General features: G+C 72.6%; 10 protein-coding genes. All 10 read right to left on the reverse strand.

Annotated features, from left to right (window positions below):
- Positions 1–28 precede the first annotated feature (28 nt).
- Positions 29–1,837: a PQQ-binding-like beta-propeller repeat protein gene (locus KBY47_RS10565; RefSeq protein ID WP_210920759.1), complete on the reverse strand. Its 1,809-nt coding sequence runs from the start codon at positions 1,835–1,837 to the stop codon at positions 29–31.
- A 67-nt stretch (positions 1,838–1,904) separates the two neighbouring features.
- The gene (locus KBY47_RS10570; RefSeq protein WP_210920760.1) at positions 1,905–3,689 is read right to left on the reverse strand and encodes a PQQ-binding-like beta-propeller repeat protein; all 1,785 of its coding nucleotides are present in this window, start codon (positions 3,687–3,689) and stop codon (positions 1,905–1,907) included.
- A 214-nt stretch (positions 3,690–3,903) separates the two neighbouring features.
- On the reverse strand, positions 3,904–5,709 hold the full coding sequence (locus KBY47_RS10575; protein WP_210920761.1) for an ABC-F family ATP-binding cassette domain-containing protein: 1,806 nt from the start codon (positions 5,707–5,709) through the stop codon (positions 3,904–3,906).
- A gap of 85 nt (positions 5,710–5,794) precedes the next feature.
- A complete protein-coding gene (locus tag KBY47_RS10580; protein WP_308405117.1) occupies positions 5,795–6,886 on the reverse strand; it encodes a peptidoglycan recognition family protein in 1,092 nt (363 codons plus the stop codon).
- Positions 6,887–7,045: 159 nt separating this feature from the next.
- Positions 7,046–7,966 carry a 4-(cytidine 5'-diphospho)-2-C-methyl-D-erythritol kinase gene (locus KBY47_RS10585; protein WP_210920763.1) on the reverse strand — a complete coding sequence of 307 codons (921 nt, stop codon included), beginning with the start codon at positions 7,964–7,966 and terminating at the stop codon, positions 7,046–7,048.
- Positions 7,963–8,850, reverse strand: a complete 888-nt coding sequence (rsmA, locus tag KBY47_RS10590; protein WP_210920764.1) for a 16S rRNA (adenine(1518)-N(6)/adenine(1519)-N(6))-dimethyltransferase RsmA — start codon at positions 8,848–8,850, stop codon at positions 7,963–7,965. The genes KBY47_RS10585 and rsmA overlap by 4 nt, the downstream gene beginning before the upstream one ends.
- Positions 8,851–8,927: 77 nt before the next feature.
- Complete coding sequence (locus KBY47_RS10595; protein WP_210920765.1) at positions 8,928–10,199, reverse strand: resuscitation-promoting factor; 1,272 nt, start codon at positions 10,197–10,199, stop codon at positions 8,928–8,930.
- A gap of 129 nt (positions 10,200–10,328) precedes the next feature.
- Complete coding sequence (locus tag KBY47_RS10600; protein ID WP_210920766.1) at positions 10,329–11,252, reverse strand: TatD family hydrolase; 924 nt, start codon at positions 11,250–11,252, stop codon at positions 10,329–10,331.
- Positions 11,253–11,290: 38 nt separating this feature from the next.
- Entirely contained in the window at positions 11,291–11,617 is a 327-nt protein-coding gene (locus KBY47_RS10605; RefSeq protein WP_210920767.1) for a hypothetical protein, read from the reverse strand.
- Positions 11,618–11,848: 231 nt separating this feature from the next.
- Positions 11,849–12,694 (reverse strand): 16S rRNA (cytidine(1402)-2'-O)-methyltransferase, encoded by an 846-nt coding sequence (gene rsmI / locus KBY47_RS10610; RefSeq protein WP_210920768.1) that lies wholly within the window; start codon positions 12,692–12,694, stop codon positions 11,849–11,851.
- Positions 12,695–12,792 lie beyond the last annotated feature (98 nt).

The raw sequence follows: 12,792 nt of genomic DNA on the forward strand, positions 1-12,792 counted from the left end.
CGTTGCGCTGCCCCTACCGGGGAACCTTTCACACCCCCGCACCGAAAGCGATCACCAGGTACTCCTGCTCGCCCGAACTGGACGCACTCGCGTACACATCGGACATGTACAGCCGCCCCTGCGAGTACAGGATCTCCGCGTACTCGGGCAGCATGCTGCTCTCCACGTCCCGCACCGACTCCGTCGCCGGGTTCTCCAGCAGCTTCGTCTCCTTGAACGACCCGCCGTCGATGCTGACGATCTGCCCGCCCTTGTCGTACGGCGGCCGCTTGTACGCGATCACGTTCCCGCCGTCCATCCTCAGCGGAGTGATCGTGTACCCGTCACCCGCGTCCGCCCGCTGCCCGGTCTGCTTCCCGGTCGCGAGGTCGAAGGCGACGATCTCGTTGGTACGGCTGTACGACTCACCGCTGCCGTCGTGCTCCTCGGTCGGCAGGTACAGCCGGTCGTTGCCGACGGCGATGCCCGAGCAGTCCTCGATCCGGGAGATGCCGTCGCAGTCCGCGGCGTACTCGTCACCGGGCGCGGAGATCCGGTTGCGCAGCTTCCCCGTCTTGTTGTCGATGGAGAAGAAGTCCGAGATACCACTGCCGTCACCCGCGGAGTCCCCGACGTCGGCCGCCACGACCAGCGGGTCCGTGGACACGACGCTCGCGTACTCGATGCCCTCGGTCATCTTGTACTCGGAGATCACCTTCCCCGACTTCGGGTCGATGGTCTGGATGTGCAGCTGCCGCTGGTCGTACGGCCCGCACTTGCGCACCGCGACCAGCTTGGGCCCGCCGCCGTACCCGGCGTCGTAGCAGGTGTCCTCGGGCTTGGGCGCCCACAGGGCCTTGCCGCTCTCGATGTCGAAGGCGGCCCCGCCGCTCGTACTGCCGACGGCGACGGTGCCCCCGCTGACGGTGACGTTGTCGAAGCGGATCGGCTGGTCGCCGGTCTTCGCGGTCTCCTCCCACAGCTTCTTGCCCGTGGTGAGGTCGATCGCCGCGACCTGGCTGCACCCGGCGGAGGTGTTCTTGTCCGGCATCTCCGGCTGGAAGATGACGGCGGTCTTGTTGTCGTCGGTCATGAACCGGCTGGCCTGGCAGACGGGCCCGGACAGCGGGATCGTCCACTTCTTGGTGCCCTTGGCGGGGTCGTAGCCGACGATCTCGGCGACGCCGCTCTTGGCGTAGACGTCGTCGGTGAGCCAGGAGCCCTCCACGACGATGCTGTCGTCCTTCTCGACCTTGGGCGTGGGCACCTGGAAGAGCACCTTGGACGCGGGGTCGGAGGGCACCTTCTCGCTGCCCTTGGACGAGGTCCCGCCCTTCTCGTCACCGCCGTCCTCGCCACCGGTGCCGCCGCTGCTGCTCGCGGTGTCGTTCTTGCCGTCGTCCGAGCCGCTGGTCTTGGAGTACCAGACGCCGGCGCCGACGATCAGCGCGATGGCGACGACCGCGGCGACGATGATGACGACCTGAGCGTTGAACTTCCCCCCGGCACCGGAGGCCGGCCCCGGCTGCTGGGCCTGCATCGGCACGGTCGGCCCGCCCGGGTAGCCGTACCCATAACCACCCTGCTGCCCGTAGCCGCCCGGCTGCTGGACGGTGTACGGGTTCGGCTGCTGCCCGGGATACCCGTACCCGGGCTGTGGCGCGGGCGGTCCCGCGGGCGGCGGCGTCTGCGGCGCACCCGGGGGCTGCTGCGGCTGCTGCGGGTACCCGTACCCCGGCTGCGGCGCGGGCGGCCCGGCAGGCGGCGGTGTCTGAGGCGCACCGAAGCCACCCCCCTGTGGAGGCTGGCTTCCCCCCTGCGGGGGCTGGTTGGGCGGCGGGGGCGGCGGCTGGGTCATGACGTGGGTACCTCGTGGGAGCGAAACGGCCGGGACACGGAACGAGACGGGACAGCAGGAGGAAGGCCTACTTGCCGTACGCAAGCATCAGCTTCTCCTTAGCGTCGTCGTTCCCGGACAACCGAGTCGTGGAGATGTAGAAGCGGCCGTCGACCCAGTCGATGTCCCGGGAGAAGAAGGAACGCTCGACGGTGGCCGCGCCCTGCGGGTTCTGGAGCAGCTTGGCCGGCTCGTGGCCGCTGCCCGTCGTCGGGATGGCGACGACCTGCCCGCCCGTGTCGTAGGTCGGCTGGACGTAGGCGACGAGCTTGCCGCCCTCGACCCGCATCGGCAGCATCGCGGCGTCCGCGGGCGACTTCACCCGCCACTTCTCCTTGCCGTTGTCGAGGCTGATCGCGACGATCTCGTTGGCGCTGGCCGTGGACTCGGTCGGCAGGTAGAGGGTGTCGCCGTCGGCGGCGACGCCCGCGCAGCCGGTGAGGTCACGCTGGAGGATGGCCCAGCCGCACTCGGGGGCGAAGTCCTCGTCGACGCCGACCTGGGCGCCGATGGAACCGTCCTTGCCGAGGACGGAGATGTTCCACTGCTTCTTGTCCTCGTTGGTGCTGTAGACCACCAGCGGGTCGAGGGAGTAGGCGCGCTCGACCCGCCACCCCTTGCCGAACTTCCGGGTCCACTTGGCCTTGCCCGTGGCCGGGTCCAGCTCCTGCACCTCGTCGTGGGCGTTGTCGGTGCCCGCGCCGCAGGACGCGACGGAGATCAGCCGCTCGCCGCCCGCGAAGCCGGTGGGGAAGCAGGCGTCGCCGTATTTCTTGACGTCGAAGAGCTTCTTGCCGGTCGTCACGTCGTACCCGGTGCCGGACTGGGAGCGGCCGACCATCAGTGTCTTGCCGGTGATGGACAGTTCGATGCTGAGCGCGCTGTCGAAGAGCCCGCCGTCGGCGACCTCGCCGCTCCAGCCCTTCTCGCCGGTGGCGAGGTCGATCTCCTGGAGCTGGTTGCACTTGGCGCGGTCGCTGGAGCCGTTCATGTAGGCGACGACGATCTTGTCGTCGGCGGTCTTCTGCGGGGTGGTCGCGCAGATCTTCTGGTCGAAGGTGATGGCGTCCCAGGTGGGGTCGCCGTCGGCGACGTTGAAGGCGAACAACTGCTTGTACGCCGCCTTCACCGCCGTCCTGTCGGTGATCCACATGCCCTCGGCGTCGGCGCCGGAACCGGGTGCGTCGGGTGCCTCCTTGTACCAGAGCACCTTCGCCTCACCGGCCTGGCGGCCCTCATTGAGGTTCTCCGGGTCCTCGCCGCCGTCGCCGCTGCCGTCACCGGGGTTCACCGGGGCGCCGCTGTCGGTCGGCTTGGCGTCGTCGGTCTGCTGGGCGACGGGCTTCTTCTTGCCCTTGCCGTCGTCGTCACCGCCGGACACGGCGAAGACGGTGGCCCCGGCGACGACCAGCACGGCCACCGCGGCGCCGATGATGACGGCGGGCTTGCCCTTGAAGGGGTTGCGGGAGCCGCCCCCGGACGGCGGCGGGGTGCCGGGCGCGCCCGGGAACTGGGCCTGCGGATAGCCGTACCCGGGCTGCGGCGGCTGCCCGTACGGTCCCGGGGTGTTGTACGGCCCGGGGGTGCTCCCCGGGGTGTTGTACGGCCCGGGGGTGCTGTACGGCCCCGGCTGGGCGTACGGTCCGGACGGCGCGGGCTGCGGCGGACCGGCCGGGGGCGGCGGTGGGGTCTGCGGAGCCCCGAACCCACCACCCGGCGGCGTACCCGGCGCACCCGGCGGAGCGCTCGGCGGCGGGTCCTGCGGCGCTCCGAAACCACCCGGCTGCGGCGGCTGGTTGGGCGGCTGCGTCATCAGCGGCTTCCCCCGTTCCTCACTGATTTCTAGCCAGTTCTGGCCAGCTTCGGCCAGTTCTCAGACGGCCCTTTCTATCACCCGCCGCCGACACGGCACCGGGCCGCATCCACCCCTGTTCCCAAGGGAGGACCGGCCCGTGATGCCCTCGTTACGCGCCTTCACGCCCCCTTCACGGGTCGCGCGCGCCCCGCACGCGAGTGGCGTCGAGCGCCTACGCGTCCTCGGCGAGTTCGAGCCAGCGCAGCTCCAGCTCCTCGCGCTCGCCGGTCAGCTTGCGCAGCTCGGCGTCGAGTTCGGCGACCTTGGCGAAGTCGGTGGCGCTCTCCGCGATGGCGGTGTGCAGCTTGGTCTCCTTCTCGGAGATCTTGTCCAACAGCCGTTCGATGCGCTGGAGTTCCTTCTTCGCGGCGCGCTGGTCGGCGGCGCTCTTCTCGGTGGCGGGCCTGGCCGCGGCGACCGGTGCGGAGGCGGCCGCGGCCTCCTCCATGCGCTGCCGCCGTTCCAGGTACTCGTCGATGCCGCGCGGCAGCATCCGCAGGGTGCCGTCACCGAGGAGGGCGAAGACACGGTCGGTGGTGCGCTCGACGAAGAACCGGTCGTGGGAGATGACGATCATCGAGCCGGGCCAGCCGTCGAGGACGTCCTCCAGCTGCGTCAGCGTCTCGATGTCGAGGTCGTTGGTGGGCTCGTCGAGGAAGAGGACGTTGGGCTCGTCCATCAGCAGCCGCAGCAACTGCAACCGCCGCCGCTCACCACCGGACAGGTCCCCGACCGGCGTCCACTGCTTCTCCTTGCCGAAGCCGAACGTCTCGCACAGCTGGCCCGCGGTCATCTCGCGCCCCTTGCCGAGGTCGACGCGCTCGCGCACCGCCTGGACGGCCTCCAGCACCCGCCACGCGGGGTTCAGTTCGGCCACCTCCTGGGAGAGGTAGGCCAGCTTGACGGTCCTGCCGACCTTGACCCGCCCGCCCGCGGGCTGCCGCTCGCCCTCGCTGAACGCCGCGTCCGCCATGGCCCGCAGCAGCGAGGTCTTGCCCGCGCCGTTGACGCCGACGAGGCCGATCCGGTCACCGGGCCCGAGCTGCCAGGTCACGTGCTTCATCAGCACCTTGGGCCCGGCCTGGACGGTGACGTCCTCCAGGTCGAACACGGTCTTGCCGAGCCTGGACGAGGCGAACTTCATCAGCTCGCTGCTGTCCCGCGGCGGCGGTACGTCCTTGATCAGCTCGTTGGCGGCCTCCACCCGGAACCGCGGCTTGGAGGTCCGAGCGGGCGCGCCGCGGCGCAGCCAGGCCAGCTCCTTGCGGACCAGGTTCTGCCGCTTGGCCTCCTCGGTGGCGGCGATGCGCTCGCGTTCGGCACGGGCGAAGACGTAGTCGGAGTAGCCGCCCTCGTACTCGTGGACGACACCGCGCTGGACGTCCCACATGCGGGTGCACACCTGGTCAAGGAACCAGCGGTCGTGGGTGACGCAGACCAGCGCGGACCTGCGCTCGCGCAGATGGCGGGCGAGCCAGGAGATGCCCTCGACGTCGAGGTGGTTGGTGGGCTCGTCGAGGACGATCAGGTCCTGGTCGTCGATGAGCAGCTTGGCCAGGGCGATCCGGCGCCGCTCGCCACCGGAGAGCGGCCCGATGACGGTGTCCAGGCCCTGCGGGAACCCCGGCAGGTCGAGTCCGCCGAAGAGGCCGGTCAGGACGTCCCTGATCTTGGCGTTACCGGCCCACTCGTGGTCGGCGAGGTCCCGGATGACCTCGTGGCGGACCGTCGCCTCCGGGTCGAGGGAGTCGTGCTGGGTGAGGACGCCCATGCGCAGGCCGCCGGAGTGGGTGACCCGGCCGGTGTCCGCCTCCTCCTGCTTGGCGAGCATCCGGATCAGGGTGGTCTTGCCGTCGCCGTTGCGGCCCACGACGCCGATCCGGTCCCCCTCCGAGACGCCGAGGGAGATCCCGTCGAGCAGGGCACGGGTGCCGTACACCTTGCTGACGTTCTCGACATTGACCAGGTTGACGGCCATTTCACTCCTGTGCGCGGGGACCGGTCAGCCTCCCAGCCTAGTGCGCGCCGGTGGGTGGCCGGTCCCCGTGCAGGTCAGCGGCCGGTCACTGGGCGGCGGCGGTCCGCACCTCGCCGAGCAGGTCGTACATCGTCTGGCCCGGGCACTCGGTGGCCAGCCAGTCGCGGTGGCCGCTGATGGTGTGGACGTCCTTGGTGACGCCGTTGACCGGGTTGACGTAGGTGATCTTGGCCTGCGGGTCCAGGCCCTTGATCTTGCAGACGGCCCTGATCAGGCGGGTCAGGGACTCCTTGGCCGCGGCGGTGGGCCCGGTCTCGGTCAGCTCGCCGAGGAGGGCGATGCCGAGGTTGCCGGAGTTGTAGCCGCCGGTGTGGAAGGCGGTGACGACCTTGCCGTCCGCGTCGAAGCCGGGGATGCCGTCCTCGCCTGAGTAGCGGCCCTCGTAGACGTTGCCCGCCTCGTCGATGAGGAAGTGGTAGCCGATGTCACCCCAGTCGAGGGTGACCGCGTGGTACTCGTAGATCGCCCGGATCGTGGCCGCCGGGTCGGGGTCGCCGTTCACGCCCGCGGTGTGGTGGACGGTGATCGACTGGAGCGGGTAGTACACCTCGGGCGAGTTGACCACGCCGTCCTTGTAGCGCTTGGACTCGTCGGCGCCCCACGCGGGCCGGGACAGGTAGCGCACGCCCCGCACCCGGGTGGGCTCGGTCGGCACCTGGAAGGTCCGGGCCGGTCCGTCGGTGGTGTCGATCGCCAGCGAGCGCACCTCGGTGGCCCCGTCCGGGGCCTGGACCTCGTACGCGGTGGCGTCCCCGGCGGGCACCAGCGCCGTACCGCCGCCCTCGACGGTCGCGCAGCCGCACCTCACCGGCTTGAGGGCGCCCGCCTCGGTGCCGTCGGCGAAGCGGATCGCCGCGCCGTCGGGGGCGCCGGTCCAGCGCAGGGCGACGTAGGAGGCGGTGAGCGCGGTGGCGGCCGTACCGGTGCCGGTGGCGGCCTCGGTGCGGGTGGCGGGGAACGTCTCGGGCTCGGTGCCCGTGGGGGTGGGCGCGCTGCCGGATGGGGCCGCCGCCGCGACGGCGTCCGGCAGCAGGGCGGCTCCGGCGGCGACGGCACCGGCGGCGCCGAGTACGCCGCGGCGGGACAGCGGGCGCCTGCGGGGGGTGGTTGCAGTCACGAAGTTGCCTTCCATGGGGGAGTCTTCGATCTTCGAGTCTTCGAGTCTTCGAGCAGCAACTCACCCTAGGGACAAGATCGTTGTCCGGACGGCACTTCGGCGCAACGGCGCGGTGAGACCATCGCCACGCCGTTGCCGGGCAACCGATCCCGGTACGGCCTACGCCACCGGCGGCCCCTCGGTCACCGTCGCGCCCCGCGCCGGACCCGACGCCGTGCGCACCGTCCGGCAGGTGCCGGAGCCGCGCAGCGCGTCCGCCACCTTCGCCGCCGACTCGGGGTCGCGGGCGAGGAAGGCGGTGGTCGGGCCGGAGCCGGAGACCAGCGCGGCCAGCGCCCCGGCGGCGGTGCCCGCGGCGAGGGTGTCGGCGAGGGCCGGGAAGAGGGACAGCGCGGCGGGCTGGAGGTCGTTGGAGACGGCGGCGGCGAGCGCGTCCGGGTCGCCCTTCGCCAACGCGTCGAGGAGGGGGCGGGAGGCGACCGGCGCGGGCACGTCACGGCCCTCGGCGAGCCGGTCGAACTCCCGGAAGACCGCCGGGGTCGACAGCCCGCGCTCGGCCATCGCGAACACCCAGTGGAAGACGCCGCCGACGTCCAGCGCCGTCAGCTTCTCCCCCCGCCCGGTGCCGAGCGCCGCCCCGCCGATCAGACTGAACGGCACGTCACTGCCCAATTCGGCGCAGATGTCGAGGAGTTCAGTGCGCGAGGCGCCCGTCCCCCACAGCGCGTCGCACGCCACAAGCGCGCCCGCCCCGTCCGCGCTGCCGCCCGCCATGCCGCCCGCGACGGGGATGTCCTTGGCGATGTGGACGTGCACGTCCGGGCCGCGGCCGTACCGCGCGGCGAGCGCCTCGGCGGCGCGGGCGGCGAGGTTGGTGCCGTCCAGCGGGACGAGTGCGGCGTCCGGGCCGTCGCAGGTGACGCGGACGCCGGTGCCGGGCTCGGCCGGGGTCGCGGTGATCTCGTCGTACAGCCCGACGGCGAGGAAGACGTTGGCCAGGTCGTGGAAGCCGTCGGGCCGGGCGGCACCGACGGCGAGCTGGACGTTGACCTTGGCGGGGACGCGTACGGTGACGCTCACTGCTGACCGGGCTCCTTGTGCTGGGCGTTCTCGGCGATGCGGGCGAACTCCTCGACCGTGAGGGACTCGCCGCGGGCCTGCGGGGACACGCCCGCCGCGACCAGCGCCGCCTCCGCGGCCGCCGCGGAGCCCGCCCACCCGGCGAGCGCCGCCCGCAGCGTCTTGCGGCGCTGCGCGAACGCCGCGTCGACCACGGCGAAGACGTCGCGCTTCGACGCGGACGTCCTGACCGGTTCGGTGCGGCGGGTGAGCGCGACCAGGCCGCTGTCGACGTTGGGCGCGGGCCAGAAGACGTTGCGGCCGATGGCACCGGCCCGCTTCACCTCCGCGTACCAGTTGGCCTTCACCGACGGGACGCCGTACACCTTCGAGCCGGGGGCGGCGGCGAGGCGGTCGGCGACCTCGGACTGCACCATGACGAGGGTGCGCTCGATGCTGGGGAACGTGGCGAGCATGTGCAGCAGCACCGGGACGGCCACGTTGTACGGCAGGTTCGCCACGAGGGCGGTGGGGGGCGGGCCCGGGAGGTCGGTGACGTGCATCGCGTCGGAGTGCACCAGGGCGAAGCGGTCCGCGCGGTCGGGCAGGCGGGCGGCGATGGTGGCGGGGAGGGCGGCGGCGAGTACGTCGTCGATCTCCACGGCGGTGACGTGGGCGGCCGCCTCCAGCAGGGCGAGGGTGAGCGAGCCGAGGCCCGGACCGACCTCGACGACGTTGTCGTCCGGGCGGACCTCCGCGGTGCGGACGATACGGCGGACGGTGTTCGCGTCGATCACGAAGTTCTGGCCGCGCTGTTTGGTGGGGCGCACGCCGAGGGCTGCCGCCAGCTCGCGTACGTCGGCGGGACCCAGGAGGGCATGATCGGGGACGGGGCTGCTGCTCACGGGACAAGGGTACGGGGGGTGGCCGTGAGGGTGGGCCGCGCGGCCCGGCGCGAGCGGGGTGCGCGGCCCACCCCCCGTCACCCCTCCAACCGCGCCCCGCAGTGCGGCCAAGCCGCGGCGCCCCTGCGTACGTACAGTTTCTTCGCGCGGTACGTCTGTTCGGACGCCGTCGCGTCCTGGGGGCGGCCCGAGCCGCCGAGGCTGCGCCAGGTGTGGACGTCGAACTGGTACAGCCCCCCGTACGTCCCGGACGCGTCCACCGCGTCCGCCCGCCCACCCGACTCGCACGCCGCGAGCCCCTGCCAGTTCAGCCCGTCCGCGCCCGCGACGGAGGCGGGCATGGGCCGGGTGCCGTACTTGATCACCTGCTCGCGCGGCTCCCGGACCACCTCGGACTTCTCGCGCCGGGGCCGCTCCTGGACCCCGTTGACGGTCCGCAGGAGGTAGGTGACGCGGCGCAGTCCCGGCTGACCGGCCTGTTCGACGACCTCCGTGCCCCGGAAGACCGTGGGGTCCGCCACCCGCCGTACCTGGAAGGGGATCTCCTCGTCCCGCACCTCCCGCCCCTTGGTGATCCGCAGCACGCTGATGGTCTGCCCGTCGCGCGGGAAGCTGTCCTGCGCGACGGACGTGCTGTCCTGCCCGCGCAGGGTGACCCCGGCCTCCTCGACCGCCTCGCGCACGGTGGCCACGTTGGTGCGGATCGTGCGGGCCCGCCCGTCGGCCATGACCGTGACCGCGCGTTCGGTGCGGACGTCCAGCGTGAGCCCGTCCCGCCCGATCCGCCGGGAGGACGGCACGGACAGGTACGCGCCCTGGGGCCGCACCCCGAACTGCCGCAGCGCGCCCGCGACCGTGCGGGCCGTCGTCCAGACCTGGTGGCGCCGGCCGTCGAGGGTGAGCCGCAGGGGCCGCCCGTAGCGGACCACGACCTCGTCGCCGCTGGTGAGCGCGGTACCGGGCGCGGGCGCGACGACATCGTGGGCGCCGAGTTCGACGCCCTCGTCGGCGAGGAGTTCGGTGACGTCGTCCGCGAAGGTGTGCAGCCGCCGCGGCTGCCCGTCCACGCTCAGCTCGATCGCCTTGTCCTCGGCGACGAACGCGCTGGTCCCGCCCGCGAGGAACGCCACGACCAGCGCCTGCGGCAGCAGCCGCCGTACGGGACCGTCGGCGCGTCGGCCGGACCGGGACGGCCGGGATCTGCGGCGCCGGTGCGACACCTGTCCCGCGTCGGACGGGGTGGCCTGCGGCGGCAGGTACGCCGGGGCCGCGGGCCCGTAGCCCAGCGTCGGCGCGCTGTGCACGTCGTCCACGGGTGCCTCGTACGTCCCGTACTGCGAGTTGCTCATTGCCGACACGCTCCAGGGTCCGGTGGCGTCCAGGGGGTCCGGATCGGGCCCAGAACCTAGCGGAGCGGCCGTCACTCTCCAAAGCGACGCGACTACGAAACGTGAGCGAATCGCCGGGCGGGGTGGCGGTCAGTAACCGAAGGCGCGGGCCGTGTTCGCGCCGAGCGCGGTCGCCATCGCGTCCTCGTCGACGCCGCGCACGGCGGCCATGGCGCGGACCGTCACCGGGATCAGGTACGGGGCGTTGGGCCGCCCGCGGTAGGGGGCCGGGGTGAGGAAGGGCGCGTCGGTCTCGACCAGGACCAGCTCCAGCGGGGCCACCGTCAGGGCGTCCCGCAGGTTCTGGGCGTTCTTGAAGGTGACGTTGCCCGCGAAGGACATGTAGTAGCCCGCGCGGGCGCAGACCTCGGCCATCTCGGCGTCGCCGGAGTAGCAGTGGAAGACGGTCCGCTCGGGCGCGCCCTCCTCCTTCAGCACCCGCAGGACGTCGGCGTGGGCGTCCCGGTCGTGGATGACGAGGGTCTTGCCGTGCCGCTTGGCGATCTCGATGTGGGCGCGGAAGGAACGCTCCTGCGCCGCCTTGCCCTCCGGCCCGGTCCGGAAGTAGTCGAGCCCCGTCTCGCCGACCGCCTTGACCTGCTCCAGCCCGGCCAGCCGGTCGATCTCGGCGAGCGCCGCGTCGAGGGCGGCGTCGCCGCCGGGCTCGCGGGCTCCTTGCCGGGACCATCCCGCCCGTCGCCCACCACCACCCTTGTCCGAGTCGCTACGCGACGCCCCTTCGATGGGGTCGCCGTGGACGATGCGCGGCGCCTCGTTGGGGTGCAGGGCGACGGCCGCGTGGACGTCCTCGTGGGCCGCCGCCGTCTCGGCCGCCCAGCGGGAGCCGTTGATGTCGCAGCCGACCTGGACGACCGTGGTGACACCCACCGAGGCCGCCTTGGCGAGCCCTTCCTCCACCGTGCCGGACTGCATGTCGAGGTGGGTGTGGGAGTCGGCGACCGGCACCCTCAGGGGCTGCGGCAGGGGCGGGGCTTCGGCGTCACGGGAAGGCATGCCCCGATCCTACGAAAGCGCCACGCCCCGGTGAGGCCCTAGCCGGCCCGGCGCTGGAAGGGGTGCAGCAGGTGGGAGAGCTGCCAGTGGGGTCCGGGGCGCCGGGCGCGGGAGGCGTCCCGCGCGGAGGACACCCGCCCCGGCCGCATGATCCGCACCAGGTGCCCGTCGCAGTTGGCGCACGCGGGGCGGCTCAGCGGCGACGGCACGACGCGCCCCTCGGCGACGTACCGGACGAACTCGCGGCCCCCGGCGTCCGTGTGGTGCTCGATCGCGTACGACTGCTCCCAGCCGTGTCCGCACCGCATACAGGCGAAGGAATAGGACTCGTGTACGACGGCGATGCGGCTGGCGTCCTGGCTCATGCCGACTCCCCTTTGATCCACTGGAGGACGTTTCGTCCCGCTCCAGTGCATGCCCGAGAGCCCCCCAAAGCCACGTCAACTACCCACTGTTGCCCAGCATTTGGGCCCCCCTTGCCCAACGCCCCGCACCCCTTTACCGACGCATGGCGCAACGCCTCCGGGGGCGCGGGGCTGTGACATCATGCGGCTCCGCCGCGTGGGCGCGACCAGCCACACCGAACCCGCACCCGCCTACGGCGATTTCTTGGCAGCCACGACCGCGTCAAAGACAACCCGCTTCGGCACACCCGCCTCAACGGCCACCGCCGCAATCGCCTCCTTGCGCCGCTCCCCCGCCTCCTCCCGCACCCGCACCCGCCGCACCAGCTCCTCCGGCCCGACCTCCTCGGCCCCCTTCTCCGGCGCGCCCTCGACCACCACGGTGATCTCCCCGCGCACCCCCTGCGCCGCCCACGCCGCCAGCTCCGCCAGCGGCCCGCGCCGTACCTCCTCGTACGTCTTGGTCAGCTCCCGGCACACGGCGGCCCGCCGCTCCCCGCCGAACACCTCGGCCATCGCTGCGAGGGTGTCGTCGAGACGGTGGGGGGCCTCGAAGTAGACGAGTGTGCGCCGCTCACCCGCGACCTCGCGCAGCCGCGCCAGCCGCTCCCCCGCCTTGCGGGGCAGGAACCCCTCGAAGCAGAACCGGTCCACGGGCAGCCCGGACAGGGCGAGCGCGGTGAGCACGGCCGACGGCCCCGGTACGGCGGTGACCCGGATGTCCCGCTCAACCGCCGCGGCGACCAGCCGGTACCCGGGGTCGGACACCGACGGCATCCCCGCGTCGGTGACGAGCAGCACCCGCGCGCCGCCCGCCAGCTCCTCCACCAGCTCGGGCGTGCGGGCGGCCTCGTTGCCCTCGAAGTAGGAGACGACCCGCCCCTTGGGCGTCACACCGAGGGCCTGGGTCAGCCGGCGCAGCCGCCGGGTGTCCTCGGCGGCGACCACGTCGGCCGCCGTGAGTTCCTCGGCGAGCCGGGGCGGCGCGTCCGCGATGTCACCGATGGGGGTACCTGCCAGCACGAGGGTTCCAGTCACGCCCCCATCCTCCCAGCCCCGGCGAGGCCCCCGATATCCGGACGCAACCGGCCCCGTGGCCCCATGCACGGGACTCCCACAGACGTGTTCCCTACGAT

The organism is Streptomyces sp. B93 (genome assembly GCF_018070565.1).
GTDB lineage: Bacteria > Actinomycetota > Actinomycetes > Streptomycetales > Streptomycetaceae > Streptomyces.

Excerpts from the sequence above, each read along its gene's own strand:
- KBY47_RS10565 (WP_210920759.1), bottom strand. The coding sequence starts at position 1,837 with ATGACCCAGCCGCCGCCCCCGCCGCCCAACCAGCCCCCGCAGGGGGGA.
- KBY47_RS10570 (WP_210920760.1), bottom strand. The coding sequence starts at position 3,689 with ATGACGCAGCCGCCCAACCAGCCGCCGCAGCCGGGTGGTTTCGGAGCG.
- KBY47_RS10575 (WP_210920761.1), bottom strand. The coding sequence starts at position 5,709 with ATGGCCGTCAACCTGGTCAATGTCGAGAACGTCAGCAAGGTGTACGGC.
- KBY47_RS10595 (WP_210920765.1), bottom strand. The coding sequence starts at position 10,199 with ATGAGCAACTCGCAGTACGGGACGTACGAGGCACCCGTGGACGACGTG.
- KBY47_RS10600 (WP_210920766.1), bottom strand. The coding sequence starts at position 11,252 with ATGCCTTCCCGTGACGCCGAAGCCCCGCCCCTGCCGCAGCCCCTGAGG.
- KBY47_RS10605 (WP_210920767.1), bottom strand. The coding sequence starts at position 11,617 with ATGAGCCAGGACGCCAGCCGCATCGCCGTCGTACACGAGTCCTATTCC.